Origin of the sequence: Acidovorax facilis (assembly GCF_050626955.1) — a bacterium.
GTDB lineage: Bacteria > Pseudomonadota > Gammaproteobacteria > Burkholderiales > Burkholderiaceae_C > Acidovorax > Acidovorax facilis.
Genome location: NZ_CP192460.1, coordinates 4,432,404 through 4,456,023, shown reverse-complemented (window position 1 = coordinate 4,456,023; position 23,620 = coordinate 4,432,404). Strand labels below are relative to the sequence as shown.

Sequence of the window (23,620 nt, the reverse complement as noted above, 5' to 3'; positions counted from 1 at the left end):
CCGGCAATCTCGCCACAAGCGTTAGAAAAGGGAAACCGAAATGACCAGCTTTGCACACGTTGAGTACCCCACCGAACACCCCGGCGTTGTCCGCGCCGAAAACGCCGCTGCCGCCCTCAAGAGCGTAGCCGCCAACTTTGATGGCGCCCGTGGCGCTGCCACGCTTCTGCTCGCGGCCGTGGTATCGGCCTTGCTGGTAGTGGCCAACCAGGTCATCGACACCTGGAGCGAAGGCCACCTGCTCGCGGCTTGGATGGTGCTGTGGCTGGTCGCGTTTGCGGCCCTGGCTTTGCTGACCGCCCCCGCACGCCGTGCCGGTGCTGCCCTGCGTGTGGCCGCCCTCGGCTGGGCCGAAGCCCGCCGCCGCGCTGCGGATGACGAGCGTACCTGGCAAGTGGCTGTGAAGGACCCCCGCATCATGGCCGAACTGAACCACGCCATGGGCATTGCCACCGTGGAAGACATCCGCAAGTACTACTGAGAAGATGATGCACGGTCCACCGTGCAGTGATCGGATTTTTTGAAGCCGTGGCGAGTGTTCGCCACGGCTTTTTTCATGGCCGCGGGACAGATCGCGCTGATCCAGTATCCGCATCCACAAGCGCAAAAAAACCGCCCCTCCTTTTCAGAAGGGGCGGTTGTCAGGACTGAGAAGATCCCGGAATCAGCTTGCCAGGCGCTTTTCGAGCGCAGCCTTGGTAGCGAGCAAAGCAGGGGGCAGGTGGTAAGCCAGCTGCTCAAAGTGGGCATCGTGCAGCTTGAACTCATCGGCCCAGGCTGCCTTGTCGATGCTGGTCACGGCAGCAAACTGCTGGGCATTGAAATCCAGCCCCGTCCAGTTGATTTCGGCGTACTGCGGAGCCACACCAAACATGGTTTCCTGGCCTGCAGCCTGGCCTTCGATGCGGTCGATCATCCACTTGAGCACGCGCATGTTGTCGCCATAACCCGGCCAGACGAACTTGCCGGCTTCGTCCTTGCGGAACCAGTTCACGCAGAACACCTTGGGCAGCGCCTTGCCGGTGGCGGCGATTTGGCCTTCCATGTTCAGCCAGTGCTGGAAGTAGTCGCTCATGTTGTAGCCGCAGAACGGCAGCATGGCGAAGGGGTCGCGGCGCACCACGCCTTGGGCGCCAAAGGCTGCAGCGGTGGTTTCAGAGCCCATGGTGGCAGCCATGTACACGCCTTCCGTCCAGGTGCGGGCTTCGGTCACCAGCGGCACGGTGGTGGAGCGGCGGCCGCCGAAGATGAAGGCATCAATCGCCACGCCATTGGCATCGTCCCACTGGGGGTCGAGCGCAGGGTTGTTGGTGGCAGCCACCGTGAAGCGCGAGTTGGGGTGGGCAGCCTTGGCGCCGGTTTCCTTGGCGATCTGGGGCGTCCAGTCCTTGCCTTGCCAGTCGATCAGGTGGTCGGGCAGCTTGCCGGTGTCCTTTTCCATGCCTTCCCACCACACGTCGCCGTCGTCCGTCAGGGCCACGTTGGTGAAGATCACGTCCTTGTCCAGGCTGCGCATGCAGTTGGGGTTGGTGTGCATGTTGGTGCCGGGGGCCACACCAAAGTAACCCGCCTCGGGGTTGATGGCGTACATCTTGCCGTCGGCATGGGGCTTGATCCAGGCGATATCGTCACCGATGGTGGTGACCTTCCAACCGGCAAAACCCGCCTCTGGCGGCACCAGCATCGAGAAGTTGGTCTTGCCGCAGGCGCTGGGGAAGGCCGCTGCCACGTGGTACTTCTTGCCTTGGGGGTTGGTCACGCCCAGGATGAGCATGTGTTCGGCCAACCAGCCTTGGTCGCGGCCCATGGTGGACGCGATGCGCAGGGCCAGGCACTTCTTGCCCAGGAGCGCGTTGCCGCCGTAGCCCGAGCCGTAGGACCAGATTTCGCGCGTTTCTGGGTAGTGGACGATGTACTTGACCTTGGGGTTGCAAGGCCAGCTCGTCGTGTCCTTCTCACCTTCGGCCAGGGGTGCGCCCACCGTGTGCATGCAAGGCACGAACTCGCCTTCCACGCCCAGCACGTCGTACACGGCCTTGCCCATGCGGGTCATCAGGCGCTGGTTCACGGCCACATAGGCGCTGTCGGTCAGTTCCACGCCGATGTGGGCGATGTGGCTGCCCAGCGGGCCCATGCTGAAGGGCACCACGTACATGGTGCGGCCCTTCATGCAGCCGTCAAACAGGGGCTGCAGCGTGGCGCGCATTTCGGCGGGAGCCATCCAGTTGTTGGTGGGGCCAGCGTCTTCCTTGGCGGCCGAGCAGATGTAGGTGCGGTCTTCCACACGGGCCACGTCTGATGGATCGGACCAGGCCAGGAAGCTGCTAGGGCGCTTGGCGGGGTTGAGCTTCTTGAAGGTGCCGGCATCGACCAGCTGCTGGCAAAGGCGGTCGTACTCTTCCTTGGAGCCATCGCACCAGTAAATGGTGTCGGGTTTGCACAGGGCGGCCATGTCGGCCACCCAGGCAAGCAGCCGGGCGTTTTTGACGTAAGCGGGGGCGTTGAGGTTCAGGCCCTGCATCGTGGGTGCGTTCATCGGGGAGCTTCCTAAGTTGAAAAACGTTTTTTCAAAGGAAGCGGACCGGGCGGGTCACGGCGAGGCCTGGCGCAGTTGCGGTGCTGAGCGCTGCCTTTGAAAAAACGGCTTTCGTGCTCAGTCGGCGGGCGGGAGCGTGTGTCAGCCCCACGGGTGGAGGCTAGTTCCACGGATTCCGCGGGTCGGCTGGGATGTCGATTTTATGAACCTGCCGCCCTTTTGTCTGTCAGACAGGGGTCAAAACCATGCAAAAAAAACATGAGGTTATGCATGGCTGTGTCCGCTCCCTCGCCTCAAACGCTGGCCGAACCGCCCTTCCACCGTTCGTAGCCACTCCTGCGCAGCGCGCAGGCCGGGCACGTGCCACAGCCGTGTCCCCAGGCATGCAGCGTGTCGCGCACACCGTGGTAGCAGGTGTGCGAGTCGTTCACGATCAGATCGACCAGCGCTTGTCCGCCCAGGGACCGGGCCAGTTCCCAGGTCTCGGCCTTGTCCAGCCACATCAGCGGGGTGTCGAAGGTGAAACGCTGGCCCATGCCCAGGGACACGGCTACCTGCAGGGCCTTGAGCGTGTCGTCACGGCAGTCGGGGTAGCCCGAAAAATCGGTCTCGCACATGCCGCCCACCAGGGTGTGCAGGCCCCGGCGGTAGCCCACGGCAGCCGCCAGCTGGAAGAACAGCAGGTTGCGCCCCGGCACAAAGGTGTTGGGCAGGCCTGCGGCGGTCATCTGGATTTCGGTGTCGCTGGTCAGCGCCGTGTCACTGATGTGGCCCAGCACCGCCAGGTCGAGCATGTGGTCTTCCCCCAGCTTGGCCGCCCAGTGCGGGAACTGTGCACGCAGCGAGGACAGCACCGTCTGGCGTGCCTGCAGCTCGATGTGGTGGCGCTGGCCGTAGTCAAAGCCGATGGTTTCCACGTGGGCAAAGTTTTCCAGCGCCCAGGCCAAGCAGGTCGTGGAGTCCTGACCGCCGGAAAATAAAACGAGTGCGTGTCCGGGTCTCATGGGGTTCTCCAGGTCAGACGGGATAAGGGGGGGCGGGACGAAAAAAAGCCCCGCGCTGCGGGGCTTTGGGTGACGGCCGCAGAAGCGTTCAGGCCATCGTCACGGCAATAAAGGCCAGCAGGAACATCATGATGCCACCCACCACAGGCAGCACCACGGGGACCAGGTGAACCACGTTTTCCACGGGGTCGTTCGATGGTGTTGCGGGGGCGTGCGAGGTGTTGTGGTCGGACATGGTGGGCTCCAGATGCTTAAAACTTGCGCAATTCTAGCTGCGACTGTCCCTTCGGGGCGCAAAACCCTGCTGTCGCTCAGATCAGATCGGCCTGCATGCCCGCCGTACGCAACTGCCCCAGCACCTCATCCACATGGGTCTTGCCCCGGGTTTGCAGCACCAGTTCGATCTCCACGTTCTGCGCGGCCAGCATGGTGAAGGCGCGCTGGTGGTGCACCTCCTCGATGTTGGCGCCTGCGTCGGCCACGGTGGCGGTGATGCGCGCCAGCACGCCGGGCACATCGCGCGCGCTGACCTTGATGCGCGCCAGGCGCCCCGAGCGCACCATGCCGCGTTCGATGATCGCCGCCAGCAGCAGCGGGTCGATGTTGCCACCGCACAGCACCAGGCCTACGCGCTTGCCCTTGAAGCGCTCGGGGTAGCGCACCAGCGCAGCCAGGCCCGCAGCACCAGCGCCCTCGACCAGGGTCTTTTCGATCTCCAGCAGCATCAGCACTGCCTGCTCGATGTCGCCCTCATCCACCAGCACCAGATCGTCCACCAGGCGCTTGACGATCTCCTGCGTGATCTTGCCCGGCGTGCCCACGGCAATGCCCTCGGCGATGGTGGATGTGCCCTGTGGATGGCTTGTTCCTTTGACGGCATTCACCATGGCCGGGAAGCGCATGGTCTGCACGCCGATGACCTCGATGCCTGGCTTGAGTGCCTTGGCCGCCGTGGCCACGCCCGAGATCAGCCCGCCGCCGCCCACGGCGATCACCAGCGTGTCCAGGTCGGGTACGGCCTGCAGCATCTCCAGGCCCAGCGTGCCCTGGCCGGCGGCCACGCCTTCATCGTCATACGGGTGCACAAAGGTCAAGCCCTGCGCATCGGCCAGCGCGTAGGCGTGGGCGCGGGCTTCTTCCAGCGTGTCGCCATGCAGCACCACCTCGGCGCCAAAACCGCGCGTGCGCTCCACTTTCACGCCGGGGGTAAAACGCGGCATCACGATCACGGCGCGCAGGCCCAGTCGCTGCGCGTGGTAGGCCACGCCCTGCGCATGGTTGCCCGCGCTCATGGCCACCACGCCGCGTGCGCGCTCAGCGTCCGTCAGCAGCGTGAGCCGGTTGCAGGCACCGCGTTCCTTGAACGAGGCGGTGAATTGCAGGTTCTCGAACTTGAGAAACACCTGCGCGCCCACGATTTGCGAAAGCGTTTTGGATTCAACGCACGGAGTGTCCAGCACGTGGCCTTGTAGGCGGGTGGCGGCATCACGGATGTCTTGAAGGGTCAGCATGGGCCGATTGTGGCGCAGCGGCGTTCGCAGGGGTCCGTTGAGGTGTGATTTGGCATCAAATCAGCCTCTGGCGCTTATCTGGAAATCGCTAGTAGCTATGGTTTTTGAAGCTGCTTACTTGATCCCCAGCCTGCGCGCCAGCTTGTGCAGGTTGCTGGCGTCCACCTCCAGCGTACGCGCGGCCTGCGCCCAGTTGCCCTGGTGGCGGGCCAGGGCCTGCGTGATGGCGAGCCGCTGGCAGGCATCCACGGCTTCGCGCAGCGGGCCTTCGGCGGTGGTGGGGGTGGGCGGCGTGGTGGCCACAGCGGGGGCACCGGCATCCAGGGCGGTGGAGGCCACGCTGGCGGCGTCGGCGTCCAGGTCGAGCAGCGCGGGCTCCAGCGTCACGATGTCGGCGCGGCTCACGCCCCGGCTCAGGGCCTTGAGCGCCGCGCGGCTGACCACATGCTCCAGCTCGCGGATGTTGCCGGGCCAGGGGTAGCGGCGCAGTGCATCCTGCGCGCTGGCAGACAGCCGCAGGCTGCGCAGGCCAAGGCGCGCGCGGTTCAGTTCCAGAAAACGACCTGCCAGCAGCAGCACATCGTTGCCCCGTTCGCGCAGCGGCGGGATGGGCACGGGGTACACCGACAGCCGGTGGTACAGGTCGGCGCGGAACGCGCCGTCGCGCACCTGCTCGCGCAGGTTGCGGTTGGTGGCGGCGATCACGCGCACGTCCACGCGGCGCGGTCGGTCGGCGCCCAGGCGCTGGATCTCGCCGTTCTGCAGCGTGCGCAGCAGCTTGGCCTGCACGGCCAGTGGCAGCTCGCCCACCTCGTCGAGGAACAGCGTGCCGCCCTCGGCCGCCTCGAAGCGCCCTGGCCGGTCGGCCACCGCGCCCGAGAACGCGCCGCGCACATGGCCAAACAGCTCGCTCTCGGCCAGCGACTCCGGCAGCGCCGCGCAGTTCACGTGCACCAGCGGGCGGGTAGCGCGCGTGGACTGGCGGTGCAGCAGGCGTGCAAACAGCTCCTTGCCCACACCAGTTTCGCCCAGCAACAACACGGGCAGGTCCGAGCCCGCCACCACCGTGAGCTCGTGCAGCAGGCGCAGCAGGGGCTCGCTCTGGCCGACGATCTCCATGTCGCCATCGCCCGCGCGGGTGGTGCGCTCGTCGTCGGCGCTGCGGGTGTGTGGGGCGCTGCGCAGCGCCTGCACCTCGCGCTCCAACCGCGAGATGCGCACGGCCGCCTCCACCAGCACCTTGCAGTCGGCCAGCGCGGCGCGTGCGGCCTCGCCGAAGGTGCCGGTTTGCAGCGCGTCGAGCGTCAGCACGCCCCAGGCCTTGCCGTCCACCCACAGGCTCACGCCCATGCAGTCGTGAACGGGCAGGGGCTCGCCCACCAGGGTGTCGAGCAGGCCGTCGTAGGGGTCGGGCAGGGTGCTGTCGTGGTCAAAGCAGGTCACCTCGCGCCGCGCCAGGATGGCCGCGAGCCGGGGGTGCTGGCTGACCACAAAGCGCCGGCCCAGCGCCTCGCGCACCAGGCCCTCCACGGCCACGGGGCGCAAGTGGTCTTCTTCCAGCTGCAGCAGGGCCACGGCGCCGCAGTGAAAGCGGGTGCGCAGGTGGTCGGCCAGCCGCTGCAGGCGCACAGCCTGGGGCAGGTCGGTGGCCAGGTCGGCCAGCAGGGGGCTATGGTCCATGGTGATATTTACCTTCAATGGGTGAATTAAACCCCATTTGAGAAGGGTCAAAAAAACCATGACCGGTGTAAGTGGTTGATTTGATAGGCCTGCAGCCCTGGCCCGGCGCTTGCGATGTGGGCAGGGACACCGATTCACTCGTTCCAAAAAGCCATGACCACAAGACCCCGACCCCACGCCGCCAGCGCACGCTGGCGCCGCCCCTTCGTTGTTGTTCTGTTGAAGCAGGAGGCCCGCCATGGGTAACTATCGCAAGCTCTGGTTCACGCTGATCGGCGTGCTCATCGTCACCTTCAGCCTGCTGGGCTACTACGGCGCCGAGGTCTACCGCACCGCGCCGCCCATCCCCGCGAAGATCGCCACGGCAGGGGGCGAAGTGCTTTTCACCCACGACAGCATCCTCGACGGACAGACTGCGTGGCAATCGGTGGGCGGCATGCAGCTGGGTTCCATCTGGGGCCACGGCGCCTACCAGGCGCCCGACTGGACGGCCGACTGGCTGCACCGCGAGCTGCTCAACTGGCTTGAAGTGGCCGCTGAGCGCGCGCACGGCAAGCCCTTTGCCGAGCTCGACGCCGCCGCCCAGGCCGTGCTGCGCGACCGCCTGAAGACCGAGTACCGCACCAACACCTACAGCCCCGAGACGGGCGTGGCCACGGTGTCCTCGGTGCGGGCCGACGCGATCGCGATGACCGCGCTGTACTACGACCAGCTTTTCAGCGACGTGCCCGCGCTGCACAACACCCGCGAGCACTTCGCCATGAAGGAGAACACCCTGCCCAGCGCCGAGCGGCGCGCGCAGATGACGGGTTTCTTCTTCTGGACGGCCTGGGCCGCCGCCACCGAGCGCCCTGGCACCACGGCGACGTACACCAACAACTGGCCCCACGAGCCGCTGATCGGCAACAAGCCCACGGCCGAGAACATGGTCTGGTCGGTGATGAGCGTGGTCGTGATGATGGCGGGCGTGGGCTTCCTCGTGTGGGGCTGGTCCTTCCTGCGCAAGCATGACGAGGTGGAGCCCACGCCACCCCAGCACGACCCGCTGTCGCGCGTGCCGCTCACGCCCTCGCAGCGCGGGCTGGGCAAATACCTGTTCCTCATCGTTGCGCTGTTCAGCTTCCAGGTGCTGCTGGGCGGCTTCACGGCCCACTACACGGTGGAAGGCCAGCAGTTCTACGGCATCAACGTGTCACAGTGGTTCCCCTATTCGCTGGTGCGCACCTGGCACATCCAGAGCGCGCTGTTCTGGATCGCCACGGGCTTCCTGGCAGCCGGCCTGTTCCTCGCGCCGCTCATCAACGGCGGCAAGGACCCGGCCTGGCAGAAGCTCGGTGTGGACATCCTGTTCTGGGCGCTGGTCGTGGTGGTCGTGGGCTCGTTCGTCGGCAACTACCTGGCCATCGCGCAGATCATGCCGCCCGAGTGGAACTTCTGGCTGGGCCACCAGGGCTATGAATACGTGGACCTGGGCCGCCTGTGGCAGATCGGCAAGTTCACCGGCATCGCCTTCTGGCTGGTGCTCATGCTGCGCGGCATCGTTCCGGCGCTGCGCACCCCCGGCGGCGACAAGAACCTGCTGGCGCTGCTGACGGCGTCGGTGGTGGCCATCGGCCTGTTCTACGGCGCGGGCTTCTTCTACGGCGAGCGTACCCACCTGTCGGTGATGGAGTACTGGCGCTGGTGGGTGGTGCACCTGTGGGTCGAGGGCTTCTTTGAAGTGTTCGCCACCACCGCGCTGGCCTTCATCTTCTCGACGCTCGGCCTCGTGTCGCCACGCATGGCCACGGCCGCCAGCCTGGCCTCGGCCTCGCTGTTCATGCTGGGCGGCGTGCCCGGCACCTTCCACCACCTGTACTTTGCGGGCACCACCACGCCGGTGATGGCGGTGGGCGCATCGTTCAGCGCGCTGGAAGTGGTGCCCCTGGTGGTGCTGGGCCACGAGGCCTGGGAACACTGGCGCCTGCAGCACCGCGCGAAGTGGATGGCCAACCTCAAGTGGCCCCTCATGTGCTTCGTGGCCGTGGCCTTCTGGAACATGCTGGGCGCGGGCGTCTTCGGCTTCATGATCAACCCGCCCATTGCGCTGTACTACCTGCAAGGTTTGAACACCACGCCGGTGCACGCCCATGCCGCCCTGTTCGGTGTCTACGGCTTCCTCGCCCTGGGCTTCACGCTGCTGGTGCTGCGCTACATCCGGCCGCAGTTGGTGTTCAGCGAACGGCTCATGAAGACGGGCTTCTGGTGGCTCAACGCGGGCCTGGTGCTGATGATTGCCACCAGCCTGCTGCCCATCGGCCTGTTCCAGTTCCACGCCAGCGTGACCGAAGGCCTGTGGTACGCCCGGGGCGAAGCCTTCATGCAGCAGCCCTTCATGCAGACCCTGCGCTGGGTGCGCACCTTTGGCGACGTGGTCTTCATCGTCGGCGCGCTGGCCATGGCCTGGCAGGTGGTGAGCGGGCTGTTCGGCTCGCGCGCCCCGGCGCAAGCGGGCCCCTACCTGGCACAGGCCCGTCGCTGAAATGCACTGTGCGCGGCGGCTGCCACAAGCGGCCACCGCGCTCACACACCGTTTGCCCACAAGGACTGACCATGAACCTCGACAAATTCAAACACCAGCACACTGACATTCTGCGCAGCATCGCCACCTTGCGCGCCCTGGCCCAGGCGGGCGTAGAGGCCAATGCCAGCGCCATCGCGCAGGGCATCGTGGCCATGAGCGGCACCATCAAGCTGCACCTGGCCGTGGAAGACCAGGTGCTGTACCCCGCACTGCAGCGCGGCGGCAACGCCGAACTGGCGCGCCTGGGCCGCCAGTACCAAAGCGAGATGGCATCGATCGCCAGCGCCTACGACGCGTTTGCACGCCGCTGGAACACCGCCGAGGGCGTGCGCCGCGATGCCCAGGGCTTTCGCAACGAGGCCAACGTGGTGCTGCGCCGTGTGTTCGAGCGCATGCAGCGCGAAGACCATGACTTCTATCCGCGCATCGAGGAGGAAGAAGCCACCGCCTGCCATTGAGCAGCACCCTCCTGCACCCCACTGCATGCCTGCGCATGCACCTCTGATCCATCGGTAGGGCCTGACGGCACCTTCCTTTCCGCCGGCCCCTGTGCCGGCGTTTTTTACCCCTGCTTACCGCCTCGATTGTGTTGAATCAAACTACCTATAGTGTTTGATGGGTATCGTGGACACCATAGGTAGTGTTTTTAACCCGTTCCACAGATTGGTCGAACCCATGGCGTCCACCCTTGCCACCTTGCCCCGCGAAGTCGTTTTGCGCAGCGGCCAGCGCGTTCCGTTTGATGCCGAACGCATCCGCGCCGCGCTGGCCAGCGCCGGGCAGGCCTCGGGTGAATACGGCGCCGACGAAGCGGCATTGCTCACCGCCCAGGTCACCAAGGTGCTCATCCACCGCTTCCAGGGCGAGGCCCCCACCATCGAGCAGATCCAGGACGTGGCCGAGCAGACGCTGATCGCCGCCAACCACCTGGCCACCGCGCGCGCCTACATCGTCTACCGCGAGCAGCACGCCACGCTGCGCGCCGACAGGCAGACGCTGGTCGATGTGGAAAGCTCCATCAACGAATACCTCACGCGTGCCGACTGGCGCGTGAACGCCAACGCCAACCAGGGCTACTCGCTGGGCGGGCTGATCCTGAACGTGGCGGGCAAAGTCACGGCCAACTACTGGCTCTCGCACGTGTACACGCCCGAGATCGGCGAGGCGCACAGGAGCGGCGACATCCACATCCACGACCTCGACATGCTCAGCGGCTACTGCGCGGGCTGGTCGCTGCGCACGCTGCTGCACGAGGGGCTCAACGGCGTGCCGGGCAAGGTGGAGGCGGGGCCGCCCAAGCACATGAGTTCCGCCGTGGGGCAGATCGTGAACTTCCTGGGTACTCTGCAAAACGAGTGGGCGGGCGCGCAGGCGTTCTCGTCGTTCGACACCTACATGGCGCCTTTCGTGCGCATCGATGCCATGGATTACGCCGCTGTGCGCCAGTGCATCCAGGAGCTGGTCTACAACCTCAACGTGCCCTCGCGCTGGGGCACGCAAACACCGTTCACCAACCTCACGTTTGACTGGACATGCCCTGACGATCTGCGCGAGCAAGTGCCGGTGATCGGCGGCGTGGAGATGCCGTTTAGCTATGGCGAGCTGCAGGCCGAGATGGACCTGATCAACCGCGCCTACATCGACGTGATGACCACGGGCGACGCCAAGGGCCGGGTCTTCACCTTCCCCATCCCCACGTACAACATCACCAAAGATTTTCCGTGGGAGAGCGAGAACGCGCAGCTGCTGTTCGAGATGACGGCCAAGTACGGCCTGCCGTACTTCCAGAACTTCATCAATTCCGAGCTGGAGCCGAACATGGTGCGCTCCATGTGCTGCCGCCTGCAGCTGGATTTGCGCGAGCTGCTCAAGCGTGGCAACGGCCTCTTCGGCAGCGCCGAGCAGACGGGCAGCCTGGGCGTGGTGACGATCAACTGCGCACGCCTCGGGTATTTGCATGCGGGCGATGAAGCCGGTCTGTTTGCCGCGCTGGACCGCCTCCTGGAGCTGGGCAAACAAAGCCTGGAGACCAAGCGCAAGCTGATTCAGCGGTTGATGGACCAGGGCTTGTTCCCCTACACCAAGCGGTATCTCGGCACTTTGCGCAACCACTTTTCCACGCTGGGCGTGAACGGCATCAATGAGATGGTGCGCAACTTCACGGCAGACCAGCACGACATCACCAGCGAATGGGGCCATGCGTTTGCCGTGCGCCTGCTCGACCACGTGCGCGAGCGCATGACCGCCTTCCAGGAAGAAACCGGCCACCTCTACAACCTGGAAGCCACGCCTGCCGAAGGCACGACCTACCGCTTCGCCAAGGAAGACAAGAAGCGCTGGCCCGCCATCCTGCAGGCGGGCACATCCGAGCAGCCTTATTACACCAACTCGTCGCAACTGCCCGTGGGCTTCACCGACGACCCGTTCGAGGCGCTGATGCGACAGGAGGCACTGCAGGGCAAATACACCGGCGGTACCGTGCTGCACCTGTACATGGGCGAGCGCGTTTCCAGCGGCGCGGCCTGCCGCGAGCTGGTGCGGCGCGCGCTGACGAACTTCCGCCTGCCCTACATCACCGTCACGCCCACGTTCTCCATTTGCCCCACACACGGCTACCTGGCGGGCGAGCACCCGTTCTGCCCCCGCTGCGACGAAGAGCGGCTGGACGCCAAGCGGCGGCGTCTGGCCGCCTAGATCTTGAGCAAAAAGTGGCCCTGGCGCTTGATAGTCAAGCGCAAGTAGCTATCAAAAAAGAAGCAAACCATTTCCTCCACCCCCCGAAAGGACCTCGGCATGAGCCATTTCTCCGCTACCGAACACACCGCCATCTCCAGCGCCGCCGCCGTGCAGCTCACCGACGACGAGCGCCAGCCCTGCGAGGTCTGGACCCGCGTGATGGGCTATCACCGCCCCGTGGCCAGCTTCAACACGGGCAAGCAGGGCGAGCACGCCGAGCGCCGTTTCTTTTCAGAGCAGACGCGTGGTGGAAGCAACGCCTGCTGAGGCGCCGCCAGCCGCGGCGCTGCGGCTGGGCGGCATGACACCGCTCACCACCATCGATTTCCCCGGCCGCCTCGCGGCCGTTTTGTATTGCCAGGGCTGCCCCTGGCGCTGCGGCTATTGCCACAACCCCGAACTGCTCGATGCCACCGAACCGCCCTCGCTGCCCTGGGCGCAGGCGCTGGCCTTTCTGGAAAGCCGGCGCGGCCTGCTGGACGGCGTGGTTTTCTCGGGCGGCGAGCCCACGCTGCAGGCGGGCCTGGGCGCGGCGCTGAACGCAGTGCGCAGCCTGGGCCTGCAGACCGCCCTGCACACCGGCGGCATGTACCCCGAGCGGCTGGCGGCACTGCTGCCGCAACTCGATTGGGTGGGTCTGGACATCAAGGCCCCGCCGCAGCGCTACAACGCCATCACCGCCACGCCCGGCAGCGGTGCGCGCGCCTGGGCCGGGCTGGAGGTGCTTCTGGCCTATGGCACCGACCACGAATGCCGCACCACCTGGCACGCGGGCCTGTTTGGTGTGGATGAGTTGCTGGACCTGGCCCAGGCCCTGGCCGCGCGCGGCGTGCGCCGCTGGGCGCTGCAGGAATGCCGCGCACCTGGCGCACCGGCCTGGGCGCTGACCACGGCGCACCAGCAGCAACTGGCCGCGTGGTTCCCCTCCTTCACGCTGCGCCGGGCCTGAGCGGGCGGGGCTCCGGGTTTGGTCGGTGCTTCGCGCAGATTTGTTGCGCTTCTAGGTCGAAAACAGAACGAATCTGCGAACTCGCGCTAGGAGTCGCTGGGTTTGATGCGCATCAGAGCCGCCTTGGTCACGCCGCGTGGATCATCCGCCACCGCCGCACAACGGCACCACCTGCAAGGAACACGCCCATGACCCCCCTCGGCCTTCAACTGCTGCACGCGCTCAAGCACCACGGCGCGCGCGAGATCTTCGGCATCCCCGGTGACTTCATCCTCCCCTTGTTCAAGCAGATCGAGGAGAGCGGCATCCTGCCGCTGGTCACGCTCAGCCACGAGCCCTCGCTGGGCTTTGCCGCCGATGCCGCCGCGCGCATGCACTGCGGCCTGGGCGTGGTGGCTGTCACCTACGGCGCGGGCGCGCTCAACGTGGTCAACGCCGTGGCGGGGGCCTATGCCGAGCGCTCGCCGCTGGTGGTGCTGGCCGGCTGCCCCGGCGAGGTCGAGGCGCACTCGGGCCTGGTGCTGCACCACCAGGTGCGCCATGTCGATTCGCAATGGCGCATCTTCCGCGAGATCACCTGCGACCAGGCGCGCCTGTCCGACCCCGCCACCGCGCCCGCCGAGCTGGCCCGCGTGCTGCGCAGCTGCCGCGAATACTCGCAGCCCGTGCTCATCGAGGTGCCACGCGACATGACGCTGCACCCCATGGCCGAGGTGCCCCTGCTGCCGCCCAGCCCCTTCAATGAAGCCGCCGTGGCCGAGTGCGCCGACGAATGGATGGCCCGCATCCAGGCAGCCCAGCGCCCCGTGCTGGTGGTGGACGTGGAGGTGCGCCGCTTTGGCCTGGAAGCCCGCGTGGCCGAGCTGGCGCGCCGTCTGCAACTGCCCGTGCTCACCACCTTCATGGGCCGGGGCCTGCTGGCGGAGGAGGGCGTGCACTCCGGCGTACAGCTGCACGGCACCTACCTGGGCGTGGCGGGCGCGCCCGAGACCAGTGCGCTGCTCGACGACTCCGATCTGCCCGTGATGCTGGGCGCCATCCTGTCGGACAGCAACTTTGGCGTGAGCGCCCAGCGCATGGACTTCCGCCGCGCGCTCATCGCCGCGCACCGCGAGGCGCGCGTGGGCCACCACCTGTACCCGAACATCCCGCTGGCCGCGCTGGTGGAAGCGTTGCTGGCCCGCGCCCCGGCCGCAGGCGCCAAGCCGCCGCGCGCCCTGCCGTCCCCGCCCACTTGCCCCGAAGGCCTGGTGGCCGACGATGCGCCCGTGTGTGCGGCCGACCTCTCCCGCGCGCTCAACGACCGCATCCGCGCGCAGGGCCCTATGAACATCGTCGCGGACATTGGCGACTGCCTGTTTGCTGCGATGGAGCTGCTGCCCACCCCGCTGGTGGCGCCGGGCTACTACGCGTCCATGGGCTTCGGCGTGCCGGCCGGCATCGGTGCGCAGGTGGCCACGGGCCAGCGCAGCCTGATCCTGGTGGGCGACGGCGCCTTTCAAATGACGGGCTGGGAGCTGGGCAACTGCCCGCGCCTGGGGCTGGACCCCATCGCCATCGTGCTCAATAACCAGACCTGGGAAATGATCCGCGCCTTCCAGACCGAATCGCGCTGCGCCGCCCTGGGCGACTGGCACCTGGCCCAGGCCGCCGATGCGCTGGGCGGGCGCGGCCACCGGGTGCACACGCGGGCGCAGTTCAAGGCGGCGCTCGATGCCGCGTTTGCCGAGCGCGGTCGCTTTCAGCTCATCGAGTTGATGGTGCCACCGGGCGACAGCACGCCCACGCTGCGGCGTTTTTCGGAAGGCATCCGGGCCCTGCGGGCGCGGGCGGCGTCGGGCGCCTGAGCTCGAAGGATCTGTTCACGTAGGCCCGCACGCATCGCATCCCGGGGCAGCAAAGCGCGGCAGCGGGGCTACCCCGCGCGCACCACGCGCAGCACGTCTGCCCCGTACGCCTCCAGCTTTTTCGCCCCCATCCCGCTGATGCCCTGCAGGTCGTCGAGCGTGCCGGGGTTGCGCTCGGCAATCGCGGCCAAAGTGGCATCGTGAAAGATCACATACGCAGGCAGGTTGTGCTCCTTTGCCACCTCGGCGCGCCAGGCCTTGAGGTTGATGAAACGCACCTGCGCATCGGGGCCAAGATTGGCGGCCGCGGCGGGCGGCGCGCTGCCCGTGCCCTTGCGGGTGCGCGTGCGTTTGGCCGGTGCGGATGACACCGACTCGCGCAACTGCACCGGCACCTCGCCCTTGAGCACCGCGCGCGAACCCTCGGTGAGGCACAGCGTGTCAAAGCTGTGGCCGCTGTCCAGCATCACCTTCTGCAGGCCTAACGCGCCGGTGGCGATCAGCTGGCGCAGCACGCCGCGCAGCTGGGGCTCGGTCAGGTCCGCGCCGATGCCGAAGGTGGAGATTTTTTCGTGCCCGAACTGCGCGACCTTCTCGGTCTTCTTGCCGCGCAGGATGTCCATGATGTGCCCCGTGCCAAAGCTGATGCCGCTGGCCTGGTTCACGCGGTAGATGGTGGAGAGCAGCTTGCGTGCCGCATCCGTCGCATCCCACACCGCCGGTGGGTTCAGGCAGTTGTCGCAGTTTCCGCAGGGTGTGGACTGCTCTCCAAAGTACGCCAGCAGCCGCACGCGTCGGCAGTCGGTGGCCTCGGCCAGCGCCAGCAGCGCGTCGAGCTTGCCGCGCAGCGCCTGCTTGAACTCCTCGCCCGCAGGGCTCTCGTCGATCATGCGGCGCTGGTTGACCACGTCATTCAGGCCGTAGGCCATCCAGGCATCGGCGTTCAGCCCGTCGCGGCCCGCGCGGCCCGTTTCCTGGTAGTAGCCCTCGATGTTCTTGGGCATGTCCACATGGGCCACAAAACGCACATCCGGCTTGTCGATGCCCATGCCGAACGCGATGGTGGCCACCATCACGATGCCTTCCTCGCGCAGGAAGCGATCCTGGTTCTTCTGACGCACTTTCGTGTCCAGACCCGCGTGGTAGGGCAGGGCAGTGATGCCCGCGTCGCTCAGCGTGGCGGCCAACTCTTCCACGCGCTTGCGCGACTGGCAATACACCACGCCCGCCTCGCCCGCATGCTCACGCTCGATGAAGCGCAGCAGCTGCGTGGTGGCGTCCTTTTTCTCTTCGATGCGGTAGCGGATGTTGGGCCGGTCAAAGCTGCTGATGAACAGCCGCGCATCCTCCAGCTGCAGCCGCTCGACGATGTCCTCGCGCGTGAGCGCATCGGCCGTGGCGGTGAGCGCAATGCGCGGTACTTGCGGGTAACGCTCGTGCAGCAGCGTGAGCGCGCGGTATTCGGGGCGGAAATCGTGGCCCCACTGGCTGACGCAGTGTGCTTCGTCGATGGCGAACAGGCTCAGGTGGCCGCCGCTGTACAGGCTGTCGAGCAGGCCCAGGAAACGGGGCGTGTTCAGCCGCTCGGGCGCGGCATACAGCAGCGTGAGGTCGCCGGTCTGCAGGCGCAGCTCCACGTCCTGGGTCTCGTCGTAGCTCAGCGTCGAGTTCAGGAACGCCGCATCCACCCCCGCCTCGTGCAGCGCGCCCACCTGGTCGTGCATCAGCGCGATCAGCGGCGAAATCACGATGGTCACCCCGCGCCCCTGCTGCTGGCGCACGATGGCCGGCACCTGGTAGCACAGCGACTTGCCTCCGCCCGTGGGCATCAGCACCAGCGCGTCGCCGCCGCCAATCACATGCTCGACGATGGCTTGCTGCGGGCCGCGGAACTGTTCGTAGCCGAAGACATCCTGCAAGACAGACTGGGCAGGGGACAACACGGAAGACGGGCGAGACACCAAGCGAATACTCTGAAAATGAGAGCGCCCCACGCTGGACCCACCTGCGCTGGACGCCAATAAAGCCAAAAATTTGTGTACGGGCCCGTGCTACGAACCGTGCGATGCAAGGCCCGTATTGTGCGCTGCGGGCCTGCGCCGCTGGTTGGGGGTCAGCGCAGCGCGCGGACAGCGCTTTCGATCACCTCAGGCGGGATGGCGGCAAAGCCCAGCCGCCATCCCGCGATGGGAGGTGCTGCATGGTAGAGCTCGCTGAGGCTGGGGGTTGCAATGCCGCGCGCCAGCGCGCGGCGCGTTTGCTGCTGCTCGCTGCCCTCGGTCAGCCGCACAGCCATCTGCAGCCCGCCCCGGCTGTCCAGGGGCTCGGCCCAGGGCAGGTGGGTGTGCAGCGCCTGCAGCAAGGCGTCGCGTCGGCTGCGGTACAGCTGGCGCATCAGCCGCAGGTGGGCTGCAAAGTGGCCCTGGTCCATGAAGTCTGCCGCCACGGCCTGCATGGGCTGCGAGGGGTGGCCGTCGTAGATGGTGCGTGCGGTCACCAGGGGCTTTACCAGCGGTTCGGGCAGCACCATGTAGGCCAGCCGCACCGAAGGAAACAAGGACTTCGAGAACGTGCCGATGTAGAGCACGCGGCCGTGCGCGTCGAGGCCCTGCAAGGCGGGCGTGGGCTGGTGGTCGTAGAGGAATTCGCTGTCGTAGTCGTCCTCGATCAGCCAGGCCCCCGTAGCCTGTGCGTGGTCGATGAAGGCCAGGCGGCGCTGCAGGGACATGGCGCGCCCGGTGGGGAACTGGTGCGATGGCGTGAGGTAGATCAGGCGTGGCGGCGTCTGGGTGGGCACCAGCTGGGCGCCTTCGCTGTCCAGCGGCATGTCCACCACCTGGGCCCCGCTGGCGTGGAACGCGGTGCGCGCGCCTGCGTAGCCCGGGTCCTCCATCCAGACGGTATCGCCTTCGTCCAGCAGCGTCGCGGCCAGCAACTGCAGGGCCTGTTGCGAGCTGGTCAGCACCAGCACCTGGCCCGCATGGCAACGCACGCCGCGCGACTGCGCGAGGTAGCGCGCGATGGCCTCGCGCAGTGCGGGCAGGCCTTGGGGGTCGCCGTAGAACAGCAGGGGCCCGGCGTCCTGGCGCAGGCGGCGCTGCATCAGCTGGCGCCACAGGTCCACCGGAAACGCTCGCAGGTCTGGGCTGCCCGCCACGAACGCGCGGGCGCGGTCGGGCTCGGCGCAACCGCCGGTATCGACCATGCGCTGCCCGCGCCGCGACAGCGCGGGCAGTGCCGCCGCCGGGGCCATCCGGCGCGCCCGGGACCGCGCCGCCCCGGCACGCTGCATGTCGATGGCCACGAAGCTGCCCTGGCCGACATGCCGGTGCAGGTAGCCCTCGGTTTCCAGCTGGGCATAGGCCGCCTCCACCGTGACCCGTGAAAGACCCAGGTCGCGCGCCAGATCGCGGGTGGAGGGCAGGCGCTCGCCCAACACGGCCTGGCCGGTGCGCACGGCCTCGCGCAGCGCCGCGCACAGGCGCTCGCGGCGGCCGCCTCCGTGGGCGTCCTCCAGCAGCGTGAGCAACAGCCGTGGTTTCATCGGTAATTGGTCTTATCTGTGATGGAGGATTGGCATTATCAATCAGGCCAAATCGTCGGAAACTTCATCCCATCGCAACACCACACAGCCACACGAGAGGACTTTTCCATGACCCACGCAGCCCCCGCCTCCGCCGTCCTGGCATTCCCCGCACCCAGCCCCGAGCAATCGCGGGACTTCATGGCCGCCAAGCTCAGCTACCACGCCGATGCCTGGGACGTGGCCGAAGACCTGCGCAACGGCATCGACGCCATCGTGGTGGTCGACACCCGCTCCACGGCGCATTACGAACAGGGCCATGTGCCGGGCGCCATCAGCTTTCCCCACCGCACCATGGACGAGCAGAGCACGGCGCACCTCGACCGCAGCAAGGTCTATGTCACTTACTGCGATGGCATCGGCTGCAATGGCTCGACCCGGGGCGCGTACAAGCTGGCGCGGCTGGGCTTCACGGTCAAGGAGATGCTGGGCGGGCTGGACTTCTGGATCCGCGACGGCCAGCCTGTGGCCACCGGCCCGGAGCGGGGCGCCATGCCGTCGGCCCGCCCCGCCATCGAGTGCGCATGCTGAGCCATCCGCCGCATCGCACCGGCTGGACCCTGCGCGCCGCAGGCGCCGCTGACGCGCCCGCGCTGGCCGACCTGTGCGCCGCCCACGCGGCGTACGAGCGCATCCCCTACAGCGCCGACGGCCATGCCCACCGGCTGGCCCAGGGGCTGGAGGTGGGGCGGTTGTTCGCCTGGCTGGGCTATTGGGGTGAGCAGGCAGTGGGATATGCCAGCGCCACGCTGGACTATTCGACTCTCGCCGCGCGCTCTTACCTGCATCTGGACTGCCTGTACCTGGAGCCTGAAGCGCGTGGCTGCGGCCGGGGCGCAGAGATGATGGCCGCTGTGCAGCACCGCGCCCAAATGCTGGGCTGCGAGGCGATGCAGTGGCAGACGCCCGTGTGGAACGAGGGCGCCATCCGTTTCTATGACCGCCTGGGGGCAACGCGACTTGCCAAGCAACGCTACACGCTCGTGTGTGGGTGAGAAAGCCCCTGGGCCACCGGCAGCCCCAGGGGGCTTTCTACAATCGGGGGATGAAAACGCTTGCCTACACGCGCGCCGCGCAACTGCCCGACATCCTCGCCCAACGCATCGTCATCCTCGACGGCGCCATGGGCACCATGATCCAGCGCTTCAAGTTGGGCGAGGCGCAGTATCGGGGCGAGGGCTACACCGGCCCGGATGGGGCGGGCGACCGGTTCAAAGACTTCCCGCGTGACGTGAAGGGCAACAACGAGCTGCTCAGCATCACCCGCCCGGACGTGATCCGCGACATCCACGAGCGCTACCTGGCCGCAGGCGCCGACCTGATCGAGACCAACACCTTCGGCGCGACGACCATCGCGCAAGAGGACTACAAGATGGCCCACCTGGCGCGCGAGATGAATTTGAAATCTGCCCAGCTGGCCCGCGCCGCCTGTGACAAGTACAGCACGCCCGACAAGCCCCGCTTTGTCGCAGGCGCCCTCGGCCCCACGCCCAAGACGGCCAGCATCAGCCCCGACGTGAACGACCCCGGCGCGCGCAATGTGGACTTCGAGCAGCTGCGCGCCGCTTACTACGAGCAGGTGGAAGCGCTGGTCGAGGGCGGCTCCGACGTGCTGCTGGTCGAGACGATCTTCGACACGCTCAACGCCAAGGCCGCGCTGTTCGCCATCGACGAGTTCTTTGAAAACAGCGGCGAGCGCCTGCCGCTCATCATCAGCGGCACCGTCACCGATGCCTCGGGCCGCATCCTCTCGGGCCAGACGGTCACGGCCTTCTGGCACAGCGTGCGCCACTCGCGCCCGCTAGCCATAGGCCTGAACTGCGCCTTGGGTGCCACGCTGATGCGCCCCTACATCCAGGAGCTGAACCGCGTGGCCGAGGACACCTTCATCAGCTGCTACCCCAACGCCGGCCTGCCCAACCCCATGAGCGACACCGGCTTTGACGAAACGCCTGAAATCACCAGCCGCCTGGTGCATGAGTTCGCGGCCGAGGGGCTGGTCAACATTCTGGGCGGCTGCTGTGGCACCACACCGGACCACATCGGCGCCATCGCCAAGGCAGTCGAGAACGTGCCCACCCGCAAGATGTTCTACCCAGCAGAAGCCTAGAGTAGCTGCCACCCTGAGTCGCCTGCGGCGCCTTCCCCCAAGGGGGACGCCGCCAGCGCGGCGGGGCGGCCCTTGCGCGGCGGCCTTTGGTCTGGGCCGCGCCGGTTTCGCGCGCTGCGGGTTTTGCAACGCCCACCCAAGGGTGAGAGATTCGCGCTGAATGAACGGTTTGTAGGAAAATTGGCACCTGGTGCTTGATGGTCAAGCGCCAGGTGCTATCTAATTAATAGCAATTGTTGCCGCTCTGAAGTGCGGCAACGCAGTGCCGTTCCAGGCAGCCCACCATGATCGACAACGCTATCTTGCCCGCCGACACGGCACCTGCCGACGATGCTGCTCAAAAAGCCGCCGCCCACGCCGCGCTCAAGCTCGAAAAGCGCCTGGTGCGCCAGGTCGCGCAGGCCATCACTGACTTCGGCCTTGTCGAAGACGGTGACAAGGTGATGGTGTGCGTGTCGGGCGGCAAGGACAGCTACGGCCTGCTCGACGTGCTGCGTATGCTGCAGCAGCGCAACGGCCACAAGTTCGAGCTGATCGCCGTCAACCTCGACCAGAAGCAGCCCGGCTTTCCGGCCCATGTGCTGCCTGAATACCTGACCCAGGTGGGCGTTCCCTTCCACATCGAAACGCAGGACACCTACAGCGTCGTCAAGGAGCACATCCCCGAGGGCAAAACCATGTGCAGCCTCTGCAGCCGCCTGCGCCGGGGCATCCTCTACCGTGTGGCCGACGAGCTGGGCTGCACAAAAATAGCGCTGGGCCACCACCGCGACGACATGCTGCAGACGTTCTTCCTCAACATGTTCTTCGGCGGCAAGCTCAAGGGCATGCCGCCCAAGGTGCAGAGCGACCGGGGCGACCATCTCATCATCCGTCCGTTGGCTTATGTGGCCGAGGACGACCTCACCCGCTGGGCCGAGCACCGCAAATTCCCGATCATCCCCTGCACGCTGTGCGGCAGCCAGGAGAACCTGCAGCGCAAGCAGATCGGCCAGATGCTGCGCGACTGGCAACAGCTCTACCCCGGCCGCATCGAGAACATGGCCGTGGCGCTGCGCAACCTGGTGCCCTCGCACTTCATGGACCCGCGCCAGTTCGACTTCAAGGGGTTGGTACCCAACGGCGTGGCCGACGCCGATGGTGACAAGGCCTTTGACGCCGAAGAACTGCCTGCGCAGGCCGTGGGCATGCTCGCGGGCCTGCCCCTGATGCCCCGCTGAACCCGACCCCCGACGATTTTTAGATTGGGCCACCCCATGACCACCCTCAAAGCCCCCGAACTGCTCCTGCCCGCTGGCTCGCTGGACAAGATGCGCGCCGCCTACGACTTTGGCGCCGACGCCGTGTACGCAGGCCAGCCGCGCTACTCCTTGCGCGCGCGCAACAACGAGTTCCGCCTGGAGCAGATCAAGCAAGGCATTGACGAGGCCCACGCACGCGGCAAGAAGTTCTTTGTGACCAGCAACCTGATTGCGCACAACGACAAGATCCGCACCTACCTGCGCGACATCGAGCCCGTGATCGACTGCAAGCCGGATGCCCTCATCATGGCCGACGCGGGCCTGATCATGATGGTCAAGGAAAAATGGCCCGAGCAGGTGGTGCACCTCTCGGTGCAGGCCAACACCACCAACTGGGCGGCCGTGAAGTTCTGGCAAAAGATGGGCGTGGAGCGTGTGATCCTGTCGCGCGAACTCAGCCTGGACGAGATCGAAAAAATCCGCCAAGAATGCCCCGACATGGAGCTGGAAGTGTTCGTGCACGGCGCGCTGTGCATTGCGTATTCGGGCCGCTGCCTGCTCAGCGGCTACTTCAACCACCGCGACCCCAACCAGGGCACCTGCACCAACGCCTGCCGCTGGAACTACGCCACGCACGACGCCGACATCGACCCCACCACGGGCGAAGCCATTGCGCAGAAGATGGAGGGCGACTTCAACTTCGAGGCCGCGCAGCAGAAGGCCGAACAATCGTTTGCATCGACCACCGGCAACGGCGAGCGCCACCCCAAGGCCGACAAGGTGTATTTGATCGAAGAAGCCGGGCGCCCCGGCCAGCTCATGCCCATCATGGAAGACGAGCACGGCACCTACATCATGAACAGCAAGGACCTGCGCGCGGTGGAGCATGTGGCGCGCCTGGCGCAGATCGGCGTGGATTCGCTCAAGATCGAAGGCCGCACCAAGAGCCTGTACTACGTGGCCCGCACCGCCCAGGTCTACCGCCGCGCCATTGACGACGCCGTGGCGGGCCGCCCCTTCAACCCCGAGCTGCTGATCGAGCTGGAAGGCCTGTCCAACCGCGGCTACACCGGCGGCCTGCTGGAGCGCCGCCCCAGCAACGATTACCAGAACTACATCAACGGCCACTCGGCCACACAGCGCAGCCAGTACGTGGGAGAGGTGCTGGGTGCAGAGGGTCAGGCCGATGTGGGCTTGCAAGGTGACTGGGTGCAGGTGGAGACGAAGAACCACTTTGCCGTGGGCGACCTCATTGAAGTGGTGCACCCCAGCGGCAACATCACCGTGCGGCTGCAGGAAATGCGCAACGTGGAAGGCCAGCCCGTGAACGTGGCCCAGGGCAGCCCCGTGCGTGTGTGGATTGCGCTGCCTGCGCGCTACAGCGGGGCCTTGCTGGCGCGCGTGATCGAAGCGCAACCGCTTGCACCAGCGGCTGCCGAGCCTGCCCTGGCTGCATAGCCTGCCAGGGCGCTGCCTGTTTGCTGTCCGTTGGCTGCTGCCGTTGTGTGAGCAGATTGGACGGCCTACCAGGCGGCTATTACATGCACCGTGGCCCAGGCCATGACGCCGTAGGCGCCCATTGCCGCCAGGGTGGTGGCCTTGGATGCTTGGCGGTCTCGCAGCAAGACCCAGAGCGCAAGGAATGACATCGCATACATCACCGCAGACAGGATGTAGGCCTCGGGCGCCGGTATGAAGGTGGACGGCCCGCCGCGCCGTGGTGATGTCGCAAAGCCTGCGTGGGCCACGATCAGCGATCCGCCCAGCAGACCCAGCACCGCGAGCGCGGCGATCGAAATCTTGGCGGGTAGGTTCAACGGGGTAGACGATGGCATGGTGAGGGCGCCACAAGGTGGCGCG

At 66.6% G+C, this 23,620-nt stretch carries 20 protein-coding genes; 12 read left to right on the top strand and 8 right to left on the bottom strand.

Features of this window, described 5'->3' with window-relative positions; all coding sequences use genetic code 11:
• The first annotated feature begins 40 nt into the window (after positions 1-40).
• Positions 41-481: a hypothetical protein gene (locus tag ACQ4MJ_RS20400; protein WP_055397233.1), complete on the top strand. Its 441-nt coding sequence runs from the start codon at positions 41-43 to the stop codon at positions 479-481.
• Between the two features lie 183 nt (positions 482-664).
• Here the strand turns inward: ACQ4MJ_RS20400 and ACQ4MJ_RS20395 are convergent, their stop codons facing one another.
• The 5 genes from ACQ4MJ_RS20395 to norR all read right to left on the bottom strand — a co-directional run bounded on the left by ACQ4MJ_RS20395 (position 665) and on the right by norR (position 6,731).
• Positions 665-2,536 (bottom strand): phosphoenolpyruvate carboxykinase (GTP), encoded by a 1,872-nt coding sequence (locus ACQ4MJ_RS20395; RefSeq protein WP_431151474.1) that lies wholly within the window; start codon positions 2,534-2,536, stop codon positions 665-667.
• A 293-nt stretch (positions 2,537-2,829) separates the two neighbouring features.
• On the bottom strand, positions 2,830-3,540 hold the full coding sequence (gene queC, locus ACQ4MJ_RS20390; RefSeq protein WP_431151475.1) for a 7-cyano-7-deazaguanine synthase QueC: 711 nt from the start codon (positions 3,538-3,540) through the stop codon (positions 2,830-2,832).
• Between the two features lie 88 nt (positions 3,541-3,628).
• Positions 3,629-3,775, bottom strand: coding sequence for a hypothetical protein (locus tag ACQ4MJ_RS20385; protein WP_199727054.1), 147 nt, complete (start codon positions 3,773-3,775; stop codon positions 3,629-3,631).
• A gap of 76 nt (positions 3,776-3,851) precedes the next feature.
• Entirely contained in the window at positions 3,852-5,051 is a 1,200-nt protein-coding gene (locus tag ACQ4MJ_RS20380) for a threonine ammonia-lyase (RefSeq protein ID WP_121507949.1), read from the bottom strand.
• 114 nt (positions 5,052-5,165) lie between these two features.
• Positions 5,166-6,731, bottom strand: coding sequence for a nitric oxide reductase transcriptional regulator NorR (gene norR, locus ACQ4MJ_RS20375; RefSeq protein WP_431151476.1), 1,566 nt, complete (start codon positions 6,729-6,731; stop codon positions 5,166-5,168).
• A 238-nt stretch (positions 6,732-6,969) separates the two neighbouring features.
• On the opposite strand from norR, the gene ACQ4MJ_RS20370 reads away from it, so the two are divergent.
• From ACQ4MJ_RS20370 to ipdC, 6 genes are all read left to right on the top strand, one after another.
• Positions 6,970-9,252, top strand: coding sequence for a nitric-oxide reductase large subunit (locus tag ACQ4MJ_RS20370; protein ID WP_431151477.1), 2,283 nt, complete (start codon positions 6,970-6,972; stop codon positions 9,250-9,252).
• Between the two features lie 71 nt (positions 9,253-9,323).
• Complete coding sequence (locus ACQ4MJ_RS20365) at positions 9,324-9,752, top strand: hemerythrin domain-containing protein (RefSeq protein WP_055402463.1); 429 nt, start codon at positions 9,324-9,326, stop codon at positions 9,750-9,752.
• Between the two features lie 217 nt (positions 9,753-9,969).
• On the top strand, positions 9,970-11,988 hold the full coding sequence (locus tag ACQ4MJ_RS20360) for a ribonucleoside triphosphate reductase (protein WP_431151478.1): 2,019 nt from the start codon (positions 9,970-9,972) through the stop codon (positions 11,986-11,988).
• A gap of 99 nt (positions 11,989-12,087) precedes the next feature.
• Positions 12,088-12,297: an anaerobic ribonucleoside-triphosphate reductase gene (gene nrdD / locus ACQ4MJ_RS20355; protein WP_218301327.1), complete on the top strand. Its 210-nt coding sequence runs from the start codon at positions 12,088-12,090 to the stop codon at positions 12,295-12,297.
• Positions 12,298-12,331: 34 nt separating this feature from the next.
• Complete coding sequence (locus ACQ4MJ_RS20350; protein ID WP_431153164.1) at positions 12,332-12,979, top strand: anaerobic ribonucleoside-triphosphate reductase activating protein; 648 nt, start codon at positions 12,332-12,334, stop codon at positions 12,977-12,979.
• Between the two features lie 188 nt (positions 12,980-13,167).
• Entirely contained in the window at positions 13,168-14,826 is a 1,659-nt protein-coding gene (gene ipdC, locus ACQ4MJ_RS20345; RefSeq protein ID WP_431151479.1) for an indolepyruvate/phenylpyruvate decarboxylase, read from the top strand.
• A gap of 68 nt (positions 14,827-14,894) precedes the next feature.
• Here the strand turns inward: ipdC and recQ are convergent, their stop codons facing one another.
• Both recQ and ACQ4MJ_RS20335 read right to left on the bottom strand, forming a co-directional pair.
• Complete coding sequence (gene recQ, locus ACQ4MJ_RS20340) at positions 14,895-16,766, bottom strand: DNA helicase RecQ (protein ID WP_431153165.1); 1,872 nt, start codon at positions 16,764-16,766, stop codon at positions 14,895-14,897.
• A gap of 173 nt (positions 16,767-16,939) precedes the next feature.
• Entirely contained in the window at positions 16,940-18,370 is a 1,431-nt protein-coding gene (locus ACQ4MJ_RS20335; protein ID WP_431151480.1) for a PLP-dependent aminotransferase family protein, read from the bottom strand.
• A gap of 108 nt (positions 18,371-18,478) precedes the next feature.
• Here ACQ4MJ_RS20335 and ACQ4MJ_RS20330 point away from each other — a divergent pair, with 108 nt between their 5' ends.
• The 5 genes from ACQ4MJ_RS20330 (at position 18,479) to yegQ (ending at position 23,218) form a co-directional block, all read left to right on the top strand.
• On the top strand, positions 18,479-18,940 hold the full coding sequence (locus ACQ4MJ_RS20330; protein WP_431151481.1) for a rhodanese-like domain-containing protein: 462 nt from the start codon (positions 18,479-18,481) through the stop codon (positions 18,938-18,940).
• On the top strand, positions 18,934-19,404 hold the full coding sequence (locus ACQ4MJ_RS20325) for a GNAT family N-acetyltransferase (RefSeq protein ID WP_431151482.1): 471 nt from the start codon (positions 18,934-18,936) through the stop codon (positions 19,402-19,404). The genes ACQ4MJ_RS20330 and ACQ4MJ_RS20325 overlap by 7 nt, the downstream gene beginning before the upstream one ends.
• A 50-nt stretch (positions 19,405-19,454) precedes the next feature.
• A complete protein-coding gene (locus ACQ4MJ_RS20320; RefSeq protein WP_431151483.1) occupies positions 19,455-20,519 on the top strand; it encodes a homocysteine S-methyltransferase family protein in 1,065 nt (354 codons plus the stop codon).
• A 284-nt stretch (positions 20,520-20,803) separates the two neighbouring features.
• Complete coding sequence (gene ttcA / locus ACQ4MJ_RS20315) at positions 20,804-21,739, top strand: tRNA 2-thiocytidine(32) synthetase TtcA (RefSeq protein ID WP_431151484.1); 936 nt, start codon at positions 20,804-20,806, stop codon at positions 21,737-21,739.
• Positions 21,740-21,775: 36 nt separating this feature from the next.
• The gene (yegQ, locus tag ACQ4MJ_RS20310; RefSeq protein ID WP_431151485.1) at positions 21,776-23,218 is read left to right on the top strand and encodes a tRNA 5-hydroxyuridine modification protein YegQ; all 1,443 of its coding nucleotides are present in this window, start codon (positions 21,776-21,778) and stop codon (positions 23,216-23,218) included.
• A 65-nt stretch (positions 23,219-23,283) separates the two neighbouring features.
• Here the strand turns inward: yegQ and ACQ4MJ_RS20305 are convergent, their stop codons facing one another.
• Complete coding sequence (locus ACQ4MJ_RS20305; protein WP_431151486.1) at positions 23,284-23,595, bottom strand: hypothetical protein; 312 nt, start codon at positions 23,593-23,595, stop codon at positions 23,284-23,286.
• Between the last annotated feature and the right edge of the window lie 25 nt (positions 23,596-23,620).

Bases quoted from the DNA above. Each gene is read 5' to 3' on its own strand.
- ACQ4MJ_RS20400 (WP_055397233.1), top strand. From the start codon at position 41: ATGACCAGCTTTGCACACGTTGAGTACCCCACCGAACACCCCGGCGTT.
- ACQ4MJ_RS20395 (WP_431151474.1), bottom strand. From the start codon at position 2,536: ATGAACGCACCCACGATGCAGGGCCTGAACCTCAACGCCCCCGCTTAC.
- queC (WP_431151475.1), bottom strand. From the start codon at position 3,540: ATGAGACCCGGACACGCACTCGTTTTATTTTCCGGCGGTCAGGACTCC.
- ACQ4MJ_RS20385 (WP_199727054.1), bottom strand. From the start codon at position 3,775: ATGTCCGACCACAACACCTCGCACGCCCCCGCAACACCATCGAACGAC.
- ACQ4MJ_RS20380 (WP_121507949.1), bottom strand. From the start codon at position 5,051: ATGCTGACCCTTCAAGACATCCGTGATGCCGCCACCCGCCTACAAGGC.
- norR (WP_431151476.1), bottom strand. From the start codon at position 6,731: ATGGACCATAGCCCCCTGCTGGCCGACCTGGCCACCGACCTGCCCCAG.
- ACQ4MJ_RS20370 (WP_431151477.1), top strand. From the start codon at position 6,970: ATGGGTAACTATCGCAAGCTCTGGTTCACGCTGATCGGCGTGCTCATC.
- ACQ4MJ_RS20365 (WP_055402463.1), top strand. From the start codon at position 9,324: ATGAACCTCGACAAATTCAAACACCAGCACACTGACATTCTGCGCAGC.
- ACQ4MJ_RS20360 (WP_431151478.1), top strand. From the start codon at position 9,970: ATGGCGTCCACCCTTGCCACCTTGCCCCGCGAAGTCGTTTTGCGCAGC.
- nrdD (WP_218301327.1), top strand. From the start codon at position 12,088: ATGAGCCATTTCTCCGCTACCGAACACACCGCCATCTCCAGCGCCGCC.
- ACQ4MJ_RS20350 (WP_431153164.1), top strand. From the start codon at position 12,332: ATGACACCGCTCACCACCATCGATTTCCCCGGCCGCCTCGCGGCCGTT.
- ipdC (WP_431151479.1), top strand. From the start codon at position 13,168: ATGACCCCCCTCGGCCTTCAACTGCTGCACGCGCTCAAGCACCACGGC.
- ACQ4MJ_RS20335 (WP_431151480.1), bottom strand. From the start codon at position 18,370: ATGAAACCACGGCTGTTGCTCACGCTGCTGGAGGACGCCCACGGAGGC.
- ACQ4MJ_RS20330 (WP_431151481.1), top strand. From the start codon at position 18,479: ATGACCCACGCAGCCCCCGCCTCCGCCGTCCTGGCATTCCCCGCACCC.
- ACQ4MJ_RS20325 (WP_431151482.1), top strand. From the start codon at position 18,934: ATGCTGAGCCATCCGCCGCATCGCACCGGCTGGACCCTGCGCGCCGCA.
- ACQ4MJ_RS20320 (WP_431151483.1), top strand. From the start codon at position 19,455: ATGAAAACGCTTGCCTACACGCGCGCCGCGCAACTGCCCGACATCCTC.
- ttcA (WP_431151484.1), top strand. From the start codon at position 20,804: ATGATCGACAACGCTATCTTGCCCGCCGACACGGCACCTGCCGACGAT.
- yegQ (WP_431151485.1), top strand. From the start codon at position 21,776: ATGACCACCCTCAAAGCCCCCGAACTGCTCCTGCCCGCTGGCTCGCTG.
- ACQ4MJ_RS20305 (WP_431151486.1), bottom strand. From the start codon at position 23,595: ATGCCATCGTCTACCCCGTTGAACCTACCCGCCAAGATTTCGATCGCC.